Source organism: Rhodovibrio sodomensis (assembly GCF_016583645.1).
In the GTDB taxonomy this organism is placed as follows: Bacteria; Pseudomonadota; Alphaproteobacteria; order Kiloniellales; family Rhodovibrionaceae; genus Rhodovibrio; species Rhodovibrio sodomensis.
Genome location: NZ_NRRL01000007.1, coordinates 19,787 through 33,401, shown reverse-complemented (window position 1 = coordinate 33,401; position 13,615 = coordinate 19,787). Strand labels below are relative to the sequence as shown.

At 70.5% G+C, this 13,615-nt stretch carries 11 protein-coding genes; 4 read left to right on the top strand and 7 right to left on the bottom strand.

Annotated elements, in window-relative coordinates:
* Nucleotide 1: 1 nt before the first annotated feature.
* On the top strand, nucleotides 2-1,276 hold the full coding sequence (locus CKO28_RS05375; RefSeq protein ID WP_200339548.1) for a class I SAM-dependent methyltransferase: 1,275 nt from the start codon (nucleotides 2-4) through the stop codon (nucleotides 1,274-1,276).
* Nucleotides 1,277-1,350: 74 nt separating this feature from the next.
* A complete protein-coding gene (gene msrP, locus CKO28_RS05370) occupies nucleotides 1,351-2,376 on the top strand; it encodes a protein-methionine-sulfoxide reductase catalytic subunit MsrP (protein WP_200339546.1) in 1,026 nt (341 codons plus the stop codon).
* A 168-nt stretch (nucleotides 2,377-2,544) separates the two neighbouring features.
* Here msrP and xth read toward each other — a convergent pair whose 3' ends face one another.
* The 7 genes from xth to CKO28_RS05335 all read right to left on the bottom strand — a co-directional run bounded on the left by xth (nucleotide 2,545) and on the right by CKO28_RS05335 (nucleotide 10,644).
* Nucleotides 2,545-3,333, bottom strand: coding sequence for an exodeoxyribonuclease III (gene xth / locus CKO28_RS05365; RefSeq protein ID WP_200339544.1), 789 nt, complete (start codon nucleotides 3,331-3,333; stop codon nucleotides 2,545-2,547).
* A gap of 364 nt (nucleotides 3,334-3,697) precedes the next feature.
* Nucleotides 3,698-4,483 carry a gamma-glutamyl-gamma-aminobutyrate hydrolase family protein gene (locus CKO28_RS05360; RefSeq protein WP_200339542.1) on the bottom strand — a complete coding sequence of 262 codons (786 nt, stop codon included), beginning with the start codon at nucleotides 4,481-4,483 and terminating at the stop codon, nucleotides 3,698-3,700.
* A 439-nt stretch (nucleotides 4,484-4,922) separates the two neighbouring features.
* Nucleotides 4,923-5,441, bottom strand: a complete 519-nt coding sequence (locus tag CKO28_RS05355) for an RNA-binding S4 domain-containing protein (protein WP_200339540.1) — start codon at nucleotides 5,439-5,441, stop codon at nucleotides 4,923-4,925.
* Between the two features lie 73 nt (nucleotides 5,442-5,514).
* A complete protein-coding gene (locus tag CKO28_RS05350) occupies nucleotides 5,515-8,457 on the bottom strand; it encodes a helicase-related protein (RefSeq protein ID WP_200339538.1) in 2,943 nt (980 codons plus the stop codon).
* An 85-nt stretch (nucleotides 8,458-8,542) separates the two neighbouring features.
* Nucleotides 8,543-9,094, bottom strand: coding sequence for a PAS domain-containing protein (locus CKO28_RS05345; protein ID WP_242480349.1), 552 nt, complete (start codon nucleotides 9,092-9,094; stop codon nucleotides 8,543-8,545).
* Between the two features lie 100 nt (nucleotides 9,095-9,194).
* Nucleotides 9,195-9,728, bottom strand: a complete 534-nt coding sequence (locus CKO28_RS05340; protein WP_200339534.1) for a PAS domain-containing protein — start codon at nucleotides 9,726-9,728, stop codon at nucleotides 9,195-9,197.
* A 142-nt stretch (nucleotides 9,729-9,870) separates the two neighbouring features.
* Nucleotides 9,871-10,644, bottom strand: coding sequence for a protein-L-isoaspartate(D-aspartate) O-methyltransferase (locus CKO28_RS05335; protein WP_200339532.1), 774 nt, complete (start codon nucleotides 10,642-10,644; stop codon nucleotides 9,871-9,873).
* Nucleotides 10,645-10,966: 322 nt separating this feature from the next.
* Between CKO28_RS05335 and htpG the strand changes: the two genes are divergently transcribed.
* Complete coding sequence (htpG, locus tag CKO28_RS05330) at nucleotides 10,967-12,904, top strand: molecular chaperone HtpG (RefSeq protein ID WP_200339530.1); 1,938 nt, start codon at nucleotides 10,967-10,969, stop codon at nucleotides 12,902-12,904.
* Nucleotides 12,905-12,932: 28 nt separating this feature from the next.
* Nucleotides 12,933-13,574, top strand: a complete 642-nt coding sequence (gene rnhB / locus CKO28_RS05325; RefSeq protein WP_200339528.1) for a ribonuclease HII — start codon at nucleotides 12,933-12,935, stop codon at nucleotides 13,572-13,574.
* Nucleotides 13,575-13,615: the final 41 nt, after the last annotated feature.

The following is a 13,615-nucleotide window of genomic DNA, read 5'->3' as shown; positions in this document are numbered from 1 at the left end:
GATGGCCGACCAACACGACGATCCCGTCCGGCGGCAGTACGAGCAATTCCCCTATCCCCACCGCGATCCCGGGGACGAGGCGACGCGGCTGGTCACCGGCTCGCCCAGCCATCTGGCGGAGATTCGCCACTACCTCTACGCCGGCCGGTTGGACGTGCGGCAGGGCTTCAAGGCGCTGGTCGCGGGCGGCGGGACCGGCGACGCCGCGATCATGCTGGCTCAGCAGCTGGCCGAAGCCGGCGGCGGGGAGGTGGTCTACCTCGACATGTCGACGGCCGCGCGCGAGATCGCGGAGGCGCGGGCCGCCGCGCGCGGGCTGACCAATGTCGCGTTCGTCACCGGCAGCCTATTGGCGTTGGACGACCTCGGCCTCGGCGGGTTCGATTACATCGACTGCTGCGGCGTCCTGCACCACCTGGAAGACCCGCCGGCCGGGGCGCGGGCGCTGGCGCGGGCGCTGCGCCCGGACGTCGCCACGGTCGGCGGCGGACTGGGGGTGATGGTCTACGCCCCGTACGGCCGGACCGGGGTCTACCCGATGCAGCAGATGCTGGCGCAGCTGGCGGGCGACCGGCCGCTCGCCGAGCAGGTCGCGGTCGCGCGCCGGCTGTGGGACCGGCTGCCCGGCAGCAACTGGCTGCGCCGCAACCCGTTCGTCGGCGACCACAAGCGCAGCGACGCGGAACTGGTCGACCTGCTGCTGCACGCCCGCGACCGCAGCTATACCGTGCCGGAATTCGCCCGGCTGCTGCCGGCGGGCGACCTGCGCCCGGCAGCGTTCCTGGAGCCGGCGCGCTACGACCCGGCGAGCTATCTGAACGACCCCAAGCTGCTGCGCCCGCTGGCCGAGGCCGGCCCGATCGAGCGCGCGGCGTTCGCCGAACGACTGACCGGGACGATGAAGAAGCATATCGCCTACGCCGTGCCGGCGGGCGCGGGCGATCCCGTGGCCCGGCCGAACGACGCCGCGGTGCCGGTGATGCCGGGCAGCGACCCGGCCGCGCTCGCCGACCGGCTGGCCGGGGCGTCGCCCACGCTAACGGTGACGTTGGACGGCGAGAAGCGCAGCTTTCCGCTGCCCCGCCTGACCGCCCCATTCCTGCGCCGGGTCGACGGCACGCGCACGATCGGCGAGATCGTGCAGGCGCTGTGCGCCCAGGATGCCGGGCTCGATCCGGACGCCGCGCGCCGGCAATTCGACCAGCTGTACGCCGTCCTGAACGGGCTTAACCTGATGCTGCTCGCCCGCCGGCCGGGCACGCTCGCGCAGTCGTGAGTTTGCCGGAACCGGGCATTGGCGCCATTTACCGGGCGGACGTTCGCACGCCATCCATACCTGAGGGGACGATCATGCCGATCAAGCGCAAGCGCGCCTGGGACCTGCCGGACTCGGCGGCCACGGACGCCGCGGCCTTCTACAACCGGCGGGAGTTCGCCCGCCTGTTCGCCGCCGGCAGCGTCGCCGCCGCGACCGCCGCCGTGCCGTTCGCCAACCCGGCCGAGGCGGCCGAGGCGGTCGGTCCGCCCGCCAACGATCCGACCAAGGGCATCTATCCGTTCGAGCGCAACGGCGCCTATACCCTGGAGCGGCCGCTGTCGACCGAGAAGCTCGTCTCCACCTATAACAACTACTACGAGTTCGGCTCGTCGAAGACGATCTGGCAAGAGGCGCGCGAGATGCCGGTGCGCCCCTGGACCGTCGAGATCGACGGTATGGTCGAGCAGGAAAAGACGGTCGACATCGACGACCTGATCAAGCGGATGCCGCTGGAGGAGCGCCTGTACCGCCACCGCTGCGTCGAGGCTTGGTCGATCAACGTGCCCTGGAGCGGCTTCCCGATGGCCGCCTTGGTCGACTTCGCCCGGCCGCTGTCGAGCGCCAAGTACGTCCGGATGGAGACCTTCCTCGACAAGGACGTCGCCTCCGGTCAGCGGGCCAGCTGGTACCCCTGGCCCTACGTCGAGGGGCTGACGATCGAGGAGGCGACCAACGAGCTCGCCTTCCTCGTCACCGGCGCCTACGGTCACCCGCTGCCGCAGCAGAATGGCGCGCCGCTGCGCCTGGCGGTGCCGTGGAAGTACGGCTTCAAGTCCGCCAAGGGACTGGTGCGCTTCAGCTTCACCGACCAGAAACCGCTGACCTTCTGGCACGAGGTGCAGGGCAACGAGTACGGCTTCTGGGCCAACGTGAACCCGGAGGTCGACCATCCGCGCTGGTCGCAGGCCACCGAGAAGTTCCTGCAGTCGACCGACGACATCGGCTTCGCCGCCAGCCCCAAGGAAGTGCCGACCCAGAAGTTCAACGGCTACGGCGAGCAGGTCGCCCACCTGTACAAGGGTCTGGAAGACAAGTACGGCGTCAAACTGTGGCGGTGACGCTTCCGCTATGTCCCTCCTCCGCGTCGGAGGAGGGGTTAGTTAGGGGAGGCGGCTGCCGCGCCACCTCGGAGGACCTGTTCACCTCCTCTCCCCAGCCCTCTCCGCCCAGTCGAGGCGAGGGCGACATGCAAGCCGGGGGAGGCGCATCTCCCGGCCGGGCCCCCGCTACTTCAAATCCACCAGCACCGGGACGTGGTCGCTCGGGCGCTCCCAGGCGCGGGCGTGCGAGAGCACCTGGTGGTGCTGCAGGTGGTCGGCGAGCGGCGGGGTGACCCAGACGTGGTCCAGGCGCCAGCCGTAGTTCTTCTGGAACGACTGCGGGTGGCGGTAGCCCCACCAGGTGAACAGGAACTGCTCCGGCGGCACGAAGCGCCGGCCGACGTCGACGAAGCCGCCGGCGTCGAGCAGGGTCGCCATCTTCTCGGATTCGAGCGGGGTGTGGCCGACCTGGCGCTTGATCTTCTTGTGGTTCCAGACGTCGTTTTCCAGCGGGGCGCCGTTGAAGTCGCCCAGGATCGCGACCTTCCGGCCGGACAGCCGCGCGTCCCGCGCCCAGGCCGTCATCTCGTCCAGGAAACCCAGCTTGTGCGCGAACTTGGGGTTCTTCTCCGGGTCCGGATCGGGGCCGCCGGACGGGACGTAGAAGCAGTGCAGCTCGAACGCGTCCCGGAAGGTCACCTTGAGATGCCGGCTGTCGCCCTGGCCCCACCAGCTCCAGCGCTCCTCCGCCTCGAACGGGTGGCGGGACAGGATGGCGACGCCGTTGTACGACTTCTCCCCGCGCACCGCGACGTGGGGATAGCCCAGCTGGGCGGCGTGGTCGTACGGAAAGGCGTCGTCGGTGACCTTGGTTTCCTGCAGGCAGATGACGTCCGGCTGCCCGTCCTGCACCAGCTGGTCCAGACAGTGCAGCCGGATTCGGATGGAATTGACGTTATAAGTGGCAACACGCATGGCCGGCGCAAGCTAGCCGGTGCCGCGACCTGGCTCAACGCAAGACTGGGCTCAACGCAAGACTGGGCTCAACGCGAGATTGGGCTTCACGCAAGACTGGCGCATTCGGAGGCGACTCAGGGGCCCAAACGGAGGAACGCCCGGTCGGGGGGAGGCCGGGCGTTCCAAGCTCCGATCGGAGCCGCGGCGCGGTCGGCAGGGGAACACGTCCGCGCCGCTATGGCCGGCCGTTGCGGATCCGGCCGTTACCAGAAACATGGCCCCGCGCGCGGACGGATCAATGGACGGATCACGAACATATGAGGTCTGTCGCACGCACATCCGCTGCCGACACGCGGCGGCACACGCGATTCCAGCGGTTTGCTCAGGAGACCGCGCGCACATTTGCGGCATTTTGACGCAGGCGCGCGCGCTCGCGCGCGGCGCCGGCGAACGCCTGGAACAGCCGGGCGGAGACCGGGTCGCCGGTCGCCCGGTATTCCGGGTGCCACTGCACGGCCAGCAGGAAGCCGGGTGAGCCGGGCCGCGACAGCGCCTCCACCGTGCCGTCGGGCGCCCAGCCTTCCAGCTTGAGCGACGGCGCGATCTCGCGCACCGCCTGGTGGTGCAGCGAATTGACGTCGACCTGGCCGCTGCCCAGCACGGCGCGCAGCTGGCCGTCGGGGGCCAGCTCGACGGTGTGGCGCGGGCCGTACTGCGTGTCCAGGTCGTCCGCCTGCGGCCGGCGGTGGTCGTCGCGGCCCGCGACCTCGTGCACCTTGGGATGGAGCGTGCCGCCGAAGGCGACGTTCAGTTCCTGCAAGCCGCGGCAGATCGCCAGCAGCGGCAGGCCAGCCTCGACCGCCTTGCGGATCAGCGGCAGGGTCACCGCGTCGCGCCAGACGTCGTACGGCTCCGCCTTGTCACTGGCCGCGTCGCCGTAGCGCTCGGGATGCACGTTGGACGGACTGCCGGTCAGCACCAGGCCATCCAGCTTACCGATCAGGTCGTCCAGATCGAGCGACCCGCTCAGGCTGGGCAGCATCATCGGCAGGCACCCGCCCGCCGCCGCGACCGCGCGGACGTACTTGTCGCCGATCGTGTGGTAGCTCTGCCCGCCCTTCTCCCACCGGCAGGCGGGCAGGGCGACAAGCGGGATCGGGTCGGTCATGGTCGATCAGGTAAGCGACCCGGCGCGCGAGGGCAAGCGGGGTTTTGGGATGGGCGGACTTGCCATCCCCTTCGCCTGTGAGGAGACTTTTGCGCAGCTCGCGTGGGCGCCCGTGTGGGTCCTTCGACACGGACGCCTTCGGCGTCCTACTCAGGATGAAGTTGTAAATTTGTCAAACGATTACATACACCTTCATGGTGAGTAGCCAGCCGCAGGCTGGCGTGTCGAAGCACCCCACGGACGCTGGTGCCCGCGTGCAAAAGTCTCTCTCGCGGCAGAGCGGACCCGCTGCGATGGCCGTGACGCCCGATCGGCGCCGCGGCCGGCTAGAGCAAGATGCTGAAAGGTGAAGCCACCTGTCAGCTGAATCTTGCTCTCTCTTCAAGCAGTTAGAGCAAAATTCACGGTGAAGGTCGACTGGACCTTCATCGATTTTGCTCTAAATCACGTCGTCGGTGCCGTGCAGCTTGTCGAGCTGGCGGCGTTCGCGTTTGGTCGGGCGGCCGGCGCCTTTCGGGCGTTCGGCGCCGGGCGGCGGGGCCTTGCCGGTCTTGGGGCCGGTCTTGGGGCCGGTCTTGGGCTTGGGCTGCGGCGGATCCAGGTCGGTGAACAGCGTCTGGGCCTCCGCCGCCGGACCCCGGCGGGTGCCCAGCGCCTCCACCCGGATCACCCGGATCGTGCGGCCCTGCTGGAAGGTCAGGACGTCGCCCACCCGCACCGACCGGTTCGGCTTGTCGGTCTTCTCCCCGGACAGCCGGATCCCGCCCTGCACCGCCTTGGCGGCGAGCGTGCGGCTTTTGAAAAAGCGCGCCTGCCAGAGCCACTTGTCACAGCGGATGCCGGGGGCGTTCGGGTCCGGCTTGGGCGCCGCCTGGGTCGGCGGCGCGGCGTCGCCCACCGGGGCCGCGGTCGCCGGATCGGCTGGATCCCGGGTCTGGTCGTCGCGCTGCTCGCTCATCCGGCGCAGGTCTCTCTCGCTCGCGCGGTGGTCTGGCGCGCCGTGGTCTGGCGCGCAGGGACTTGGCGCGCGGTCACTTGGCGAAGGTGATGTGCTTCAGCTTGGCGAAGGGGTGGTTGGGGTCGACCTCCGCCGGGCGCGGCTTGCCCTTGGGCTTGCGGTCCGCCGGGCGATCCGCCGGCTGACCGGCCCGACCGCCGTTCGGGCCCGTGTGCGTCCGGCCCGTGTTTTTCGGCGCCGGGCGCTTCTGGCCCGCGTGCTTCCGCGGTTTCGGCTTGCCGTGCGTGTCCGCCTGGTCGGTGTCGGCGCTCGGCTGCGCGTCGTCGGCGTTCTGGGCGTCGGCCGACGCGGCCGGCGGCTGACCGCCGGGCTTGGGCTTACGCCGGCGGCGCTTGGTCGCCGGCTTGGCGTCGACCGGGGCACCCGCCTCGACCCCCGCCTGGCCGGCCTGCCGCGGCGCCTCGGCGGGCGGATCCGCCGCCGTCGCGGTGGCGGGCGCGGTGTCCGCCTTCACCCGCGGCGGGCGCGGGGCGGGCTTGCGCTTCTCGGCCTTCGGCTTGCCTTTGGGCCGGAACGCCGGCGCCGCGCCGTCGCGGCCGTAGGGGTGGTAGTCCAACAGCGGCAGCGCCAGCTCCAGCGCGGATCGGTCGCCGTCCAGGATTTGCGCCAACTCGCCCACCGGTGTGAACGGGCCGGCCGGGTTCAGCTTGTGCAGCGCCCCCGCCAGGCGCTCCAGCGCGTCGACGCGCACCGCCACCGCCGCCTCCTGGGTGCGCACGCGCGACCGGCCGCGGCGCGGCGGCTCGATCCGGCGGTAGCCGAGCGCGCGGCAGGCGGCGTCGTCGAGCTCCACGCCCGGCCGGATCACCGCGGCCCGGCTGGTCGGCAGGGCTTCGATCGGCTGGCCGCGGTGCAGGCTGGTCAACAGCGCCTTCATCCGGATCGCCCGGGGATGCAGCAATGCTGGCAGCCACAGGCTCTGCCGGCCGATCCGAACGCCCAGCTGGTTCAATTGCTTGCGCTCGTCCCGGCCGAGCTCGCGCACGTGGGTGGCGACCTCCGCGCGGTCGACCACGCCGAGCGCCTCGACCAGCTGGAACGCCAGGCCGCGGGCGCGTGCCGGCAGTTCCGCCTCGGCCAGGGTGAACAGCTGGGCCAGCTTGTTGCGCCGGTGCCGGTCGAACCAGTCGGCCAGGCGCTTGCGCACGCGCTCCCGCTGGGCGCCGTCCAGGAAGTCGCTGTCGACCGCCGCGACCTTGGGCTTGAGCGGCGTTTCCCCCGGCTCCAGCCGGCCGACCCGTTCGCCGCGCCAGGTCAGGCCGCCGGCGTCGGTGAGCGCGATGGCGCCGTCGTTGTCGCTCTCCAGCTGCTTGATCCGGCGCGGGATCTCGGTCGACAGCGCGCGCCGGGCGGCGGCCTGCAGCGGGCGCTTGTCCTCGCCCTTCGCCTCGCCGTCGAGCTCGAAGCTCAGGCCGTGCAGGCGGCCGACGTACTCGCCCTCGACCAGCACCTCGCCGCCGCGCCGGACCGCCCCGATCAGGTCGGAGCCGTCCTTCAGCCGTTTCATCAGCGTGGCCGACCGGCGGTCGACGAAGCGGTTGGTCAGGGTGTCGTGCAGCGCGTCCGACAGGTTGTCCTCGATCTGCCGGGCGCGGGCCTGCCAGTGCGCGCTGTCGTGCAGCCAGTCGCCGCGGTGGGTGATGTAGGTCCAGGTCCGGACGTAGGCGATTCGTTGCACCAGCGTATCGATATCGCCTTCGGTCTTGTCCAGCTGGTCCAACTGCTTGGCCACCCAGTCTTCCGGCAGCGCGCCGTCCGAACGCATCAGGTAGCGGTAGATCTGCGCCAACAGGCGGGTGTGCTGGTCGGACAGGACCTTGCGGAAGTCCGGGATCTGGCAGACCTCCCAGAGCAGCCGGACCGCGCCCTGGTCGGTCGTCATCTCGGCGATCTCGGGATCGCGGGCGAACTGGCACAGGACGTTGTAGTCCTCGGCGTCGCGCGCCTTGGTCAGGGCGGCGGCCGGCGGGGCGGCCTCCAGGCTCTTGATCAGCGCCTGCGGCGACTTGAAGTCCAGCTCGCGGTTGCGCCAGCACAGCGACTCGACCGGCTCGAAGGCGTGGTGCTCGACCGCGTCGACGATCTCGGGGTCGATCTCGCCGATGTTGGCGGTGGTGCCGAAGGTGCCGTCGGACATGTGCCGGCCGGCGCGCCCGGCGATCTGGCCGACCTCCGGCGCGGTCAGGCGCCGGGGCATCCGGCCGTCGAACTTGTTCAGCCGGGCGAACGCGACGTGGTCCAGGTTCAGGTTCAGGCCCATGCCGATCGCATCCGTGGCGACCAGATAGTCGACCTCGCCCTCCTCGAACATCTGCACCTGGGCGTTGCGGGTGCGGGGGCTGAGCGCGCCCAGCACCACGGCGGTGCCGCCGCGGTTGCGGCGCATCAATTCGGCCGTGGCGTAGACGTCGGATGCGGAAAACGCGACCACGGCCGAGCGCGCGGGCAGCTTGGTGAGCTTGCGCGCGCCGTCGTAGCGCAGCGTCGACAGCCGCGGCCGCGAGGAGATCTCGGCGCGCGGCACCAGCTCGCGGATCATCGCCCGCATGGTGTCGGAGCCCATGAACATCGTCTCCGACAGGCCGCGGGCGTGCAGCAGCCGGTCGGTGAAGACGTGCCCCCGCTCCGGGTCGGCGCACAGCTGGATCTCGTCGACGCCCAGGAACTCGACCGGCCGGTCGACCGGCATGGATTCGACCGTGCACAGGAAATAGCGCGGGTTGGGCGGCAGGATCTTCTCCTCGCCGGTCACCAGCGCGACCTGCCCGCGGCCCTTCTTTTGAACGACCTTGTCGTAGTTCTCGCGCGCGAGCAGGCGCAGCGGGAAGCCGATCATGCCGGAGGTGTGCCCCAGCATGCGCTCGATCGCGAGGTGCGTCTTGCCGGTGTTGGTCGGGCCGAGCACGGCCTTGACCGTTCCGGGCCCGTCGTCGGGGCGCGGCGTGTGGGTCAGCATGATGCGGTCAGGATCGGATACGCGGGCCGCGCGTGCAAGGATGCGGGCGGGGGCCGGCGCGGGGCGCGCCCGCGGCCCCGGCCGGTCAGCCGGCCGCGCGCTCGAACTGGAAGCACGCCAGGACGTGGCCGACCCGGCCCGAGTCGTCGGCGAACGGCAGCGCGAGCCGTTCGTAACGGATGAACCCCTTGCCCACCGATTCCAGCGTGCCCTGGTAGAGGTCCGGCGCCTGCAGGCTGCAGACGCGGCGGTAGCCGTCGGCGACCCCGGGCGGCTCGTGGCGGTGGCGGTACTCGCTCACCGTCTCGCCGGTGAAGTCGCGCCCGATCGCGTCGACCACGCCAGTGCCGACGACGCGGTAGCGGAAGTCCGCCCCGCCGTCGAGCACCTCCAGCAGGAGCAGGAACGCCAGCAGATCGCGCGGGACATGGACCACGTCGAAGCCGCGATAGGCCGGCACGGCGCCCGCCGGCGCGAGGCCGCGCCAATAAGCGTGGAAAGCCCTGAGCCGGGGCGACGCCGGGGCGACGGGCAGAGAGGGCTGTAAGGTCACGTTGAAGGACACAAGGTGGGACCGGACGGGGACGTGGGCCGCGGCCTGCGCGATTGCAGCCGGACACCGACGCGATGTAAACATACGATATCATGCAGATAGGCTTCAATGCCTCGAAAGAGAGCGCGTCCGAGGCGAGAGTCCGAGACGGCGACTCACCTTACAGCTGACTCTTGCCCTTCCTTCAAGAAAAGGCGGAGAGCCGCGGCTGCCGGGTATCGAACGCCATCCCAGCCAACAGACGGTCGACCGCGCCATCGGGGTTGACGAACGGCAGCATCGCCATTTCCCGCGTGGCCCTGGTTCCGCCGACCTGATAGCTGGAGGCATCGCTGAAATAATACCTACCGATCGAACAGCAGGGCTGCCGGGTCTCGACCGCCGCGTCGTATTGCCGCCAGGTGGTCTCGGCACAGCCCGTGAAGCGGATCTCCGACAGCTTCAGGTCCTTGATCGACCGGCCGAACAGCGCGCGGACGTCTTCCCCGGCCAGGATGAAGCGGTAGTCGTCCGTCAGCACCTCGATCCAGACCGCCAGCCGGGCGAGCTGCGGGCGGTCGCGGATCAGGTCCAGGTCGGCCCGGCGCGCCATGCCGTCCGGCGCCCGCTCACACAGTTCGCGCCAATAGCCGAGCCACGCGTGCGCGGCCGGCATCGTCAGCGCGTCCGGTTCGACCAGACGCAACTCCTTCAGCGGGACGACGAAAGCTGAGGACATGGGCTGCCGGATGGAGACTCGGACAAGCGGACCGCGTCGATGCCGCGGGCCGGCCGCGAGGATACACGTCAGCGCTCGTGCCGAAAACAAAGATTAGCCGTATTACGTGTTTCCAGGTTACGCTTTCGCGGATCGCGTGCAGTCAGGCCCGGCGGTCGCCGGCGATCAGCGGGACGAAGGCGACCGGCAGGACGCTGCGGCTGTGGGTTCGCCCGTCCGCGTCCTTGGTGACCAGGCAGAGGTCCTGCGCGCCCATCAGCGCACGCCCGCCGTCCGGCTCGACCGGGACGACCAGCCGGCCGCCGGGGGCGAGCTGCTCGGCCAGCGCGGCGCGCACGCTGGCCGGCGCGGCGGCGGTCACCGCGATCGCGTCGAACGGCGCCGCGTCGGGCCGGCCGTGCGAGCCGTCGCCGGCGATCACCCGTACATTGGCGTAGCCGAGTTCGGTCAGCCGGCTGCGCGCGCTTTCGGCGAGTTCCGGGACCGCCTCGAGGCTGATCACCTCGCGTGCCAGTTCCGCCAGCATCGCCGCCTGGTAGCCGCAGCCGGTGCCGATCTCCAGCACCCGGCTGTCCGGGCCCGGGCGGCACAGCTGCGTGGTGATCGCGACGATGTAGGGCTGGCTGATCGTCTGGCCGTGGCCGATCGGCAGCGGCCGGTTCGCGTAGGCGTCGGCGCGATCGCGCTCGGGCACGAACAGGTGCCGGGGCACCCGTTCCAGCGCCGCGCGGACGTCGTCGTCCAGCCGGTCGAAGCCGAGCTCGCGCGCGGTCGCCCGCACCTCCCGCGCGACCGCGTCGGCGAGCTGCCGGCGCTCCCCGGCGCGCGGCCAGGCCGCGCCGTCCTGGGGGCGTCCGGTCTGATGCCGTCCAGTCTGATGCCGTCCAGGCGCGCCGTCACCGGTCGGTCTCGCCATCGCGCTTGGCCTCGTTTCCGTGCGGGTCTCGAGCGAGTCGTTCAGGTGCCGGGTCCTGCACTTGCAAGCGGGGACCCCGCGACCACATATGCCAGCTAGCCCGACCGCGCCCCAGCCGCCCGGTCTCAGGAGCGGCGGCGGTCCGAGCAGTCTAGCACTGGCACACGCCGAGCACACATCGGCCCAACGCTGGGCCCCAGCACGGGCGCTGCGGCACGGGCGTAGCAGCACGGGCGCTGCGCGCGTCGCGCCCGAACGGCCCGCGACCCCGAACACGCCGAAGCGACCAACACGACCACGCATGAAGGACGGGTGAGCCCCCATGGCGAAGGAGACGCATAGCTTCCAGGCAGAGGTCAGCCGACTCCTGGATATCGTTGCGAACTCGCTCTATTCCAACAAGGAGGTGTTCCTGCGCGAGCTGATCTCGAACGCCTCCGACGCCTGCGACAAGCTGCGCTACCAGGCGATCACGCAGCCCGAGCTGACGCAGGACGATCCGGACTTCCGGATCAACGTCGTGCCCACCAAGGAAGCGCGCACGATCGCCGTGATCGACAACGGCATCGGCATGGACCGCGACGACCTGGTGCAGAACCTGGGCACGATCGCCTCGTCCGGCACGCTCAAGTTCGTCGAGCAGTTGCAGCAGTCCGGCGACAGCGACAAGGCCAGCCTGATCGGTCAGTTCGGCGTCGGCTTCTACGCCGCCTTCGTGGTCGCGGACAAGGTCGAGGTGGAAACCCGCAAGGCCGGCGAAAGCCAGGGCTGGCGCTGGATTTCCGACGGCCGAGGGGAGTTCACCATCGAGGAGACCGACGCGGCGCCGGCGCGCGGCACCCGCGTGCGCCTGCACCTGAAGGAGGGCGAGGACGAGTTCCTGGAGGATCAGCGCATCCGCCGGATCGTCCAGACCTATTCCGACCACATCGCGATCCCGATCCTGCTGGGCGAACGGCCGGACCCCTCCGAAAGTGATGGGGAAGGCAACGGCCCGGACCAGCTGAACACCGCCTCCGCGCTGTGGACCCGGCCGAAGTCGGAGATCAGCCAGCAGCAGTACACCGAGTTCTACCACCACGTCGCCCACGCGATGGACGAGCCGTGGCTGCGCCTGCACTTCAAGGCGGAGGGCAAGCTCGAGTATACCTGCCTGTTGTTCGTGCCGACCCAGCAGCCCTACAACCTGTTCCACCCGGACCGGCAGCACGGCGTGAAGCTGTACGTCCGCCGGGTGTTCGTCACCGATCAGTGCGAGGACCTGGTTCCGGCCTACCTGCGCTTCCTGCGCGGGGTGGTCGACAGCGAGGACCTGCCGCTGAACATCTCCCGCGAGATGCTGCAGCACAACCCGACGGTGGCGAAGATCCGGCAGACGCTGGTCAACCGCGTGCTCGGCGAGCTCAAGAAGAAGGCCGACAAGGAGCCCGAGGCCTACCAGACGTTCTGGGAGAACTTCGGCGCGGTGCTGAAGGAAGGCCTGTACGAGGACCAGGAGCACAAGGACCAGCTGCTGGACCTGGCGCGCTTCCGCTCCAGCGAACGCGACGGCCTGATCTCGCTGGACGACTACGTGCAGACCATGAAGGAAGGCCAGCAGTCGATCTACATCATCACCGGCGACGATCTGGACACGCTGAAGAAGTCCCCGCAGCTGGAGGGCTTCAAGGCCAAGGGCGTCCAGGTGCTGCTGCTGGCGGATGCGATCGACGACTTCTGGACCTGGATGGTCGGCGAGTACCAGGGCTACCCGATCAAGTCGGTCACCCGCGGCGCGGCGGAGCTGGACGACATCAAGTCCGGCAAGGAAGACGAGTCCTCCGACAGCGAGGAAGAGAAGCAGGATCAGCCCGACGACAGCCAGGTCGGCACCCTGGTCGCCTTCCTGAAGACCGCGCTGGAGGACGAGGTCAAGGACGTCCGGTCGACCCAGCGGCTGACCGACAGCGCGTGCTGCCTGGTCGCCGACGAGGGCGACATGGACATCCACCTGGAGCGCATGCTGCGCCAGCACGGCCAGACGGTCCCGACCAACAAGCGGATCCTCGAGATCAACCCCAAGCACCCGCTGATCCAGCGGCTGGCCGAGCGCGCCAGCCAGGGCGGCCAGCCGGCGGCCAACGGGAGCGGCGATCCGATGACGGATGCCGCCTGGCTGCTGCTGGACCAGGCCCGGATCGTCGAGGGCGAGACGCCCAGCGACCCGTCGGCGTTCGCCCGCCGGATGAGCCAGCTGGTCGCCAAGGGCCTGGCGGCGTAACCGCGCCGCTTAAGTTCAGCGCCCGCGTATGCCCGAAAAGCCCGCGCCGACGTTCGACTTCGAGACCGCCGCCGGGGCCGGGCCCGGGCGCCTGGTGGTGGGCGTCGACGAGGTCGGGCGCGGGCCGCTGGCGGGGCCGGTGGTCGCCTGCGCCCTGGCGCTCGACCCTGCGGCGGCGCCGCCGGCGCTGATCGCCCGGCTGCGCGATTCCAAGACGCTGAGCGCCCCGGCACGGCGCGAGATCGCGGACGGCCTGCGCGCCTGTGCGGTGCACGCCCTGGGCCGGGCGGAAGTCGGCGAGATCGACCGGCTGAACATCCTGCGGGCGGCGATGCTGGCGATGGTCCGCGCCGTGGCCGCGCTGCCGCAGGTGCCCGCGCACGCCCTGATCGACGGCAACAAGGTGCCGGACGGCTTGGCGTGTCCGGCCCAGGCGGTGGTCGGCGGCGACGGCCGGGCGCTGTCGGTCGCCGGCGCGTCGATCGTCGCCAAGGTCGCGCGCGACCGCGAGATGGCCGAACTGGACCTCCGGCACCCCGGATACGGCTGGGCCGCCAACGCCGGCTACGGCACCCGCCAGCACCGCGACGCCCTGGCCCGGCTGGGCGTGACGGCGCACCACCGGCGGTCCTTCAAACCGGTCCAAGAAGCTCTTAAGAACGCCTCCTAACCTCTTGAGTCCGCCAACACTCTTGACCGCGACTCCGGCGT

Coding starts and splice junctions, on each gene's coding strand:
- CKO28_RS05375 (WP_200339548.1), top strand. CDS start 2: ATGGCCGACCAACACGACGATCCCGTCCGGCGGCAGTACGAGCAATTC.
- msrP (WP_200339546.1), top strand. CDS start 1,351: ATGCCGATCAAGCGCAAGCGCGCCTGGGACCTGCCGGACTCGGCGGCC.
- xth (WP_200339544.1), bottom strand. CDS start 3,333: ATGCGTGTTGCCACTTATAACGTCAATTCCATCCGAATCCGGCTGCAC.
- CKO28_RS05360 (WP_200339542.1), bottom strand. CDS start 4,483: ATGACCGACCCGATCCCGCTTGTCGCCCTGCCCGCCTGCCGGTGGGAG.
- CKO28_RS05355 (WP_200339540.1), bottom strand. CDS start 5,441: ATGAGCGAGCAGCGCGACGACCAGACCCGGGATCCAGCCGATCCGGCG.
- CKO28_RS05350 (WP_200339538.1), bottom strand. CDS start 8,457: ATGCTGACCCACACGCCGCGCCCCGACGACGGGCCCGGAACGGTCAAG.
- CKO28_RS05345 (WP_242480349.1), bottom strand. CDS start 9,094: ATGTTTACATCGCGTCGGTGTCCGGCTGCAATCGCGCAGGCCGCGGCC.
- CKO28_RS05340 (WP_200339534.1), bottom strand. CDS start 9,728: ATGTCCTCAGCTTTCGTCGTCCCGCTGAAGGAGTTGCGTCTGGTCGAA.
- CKO28_RS05335 (WP_200339532.1), bottom strand. CDS start 10,644: ATGGCGAGACCGACCGGTGACGGCGCGCCTGGACGGCATCAGACTGGA.
- htpG (WP_200339530.1), top strand. CDS start 10,967: ATGGCGAAGGAGACGCATAGCTTCCAGGCAGAGGTCAGCCGACTCCTG.
- rnhB (WP_200339528.1), top strand. CDS start 12,933: ATGCCCGAAAAGCCCGCGCCGACGTTCGACTTCGAGACCGCCGCCGGG.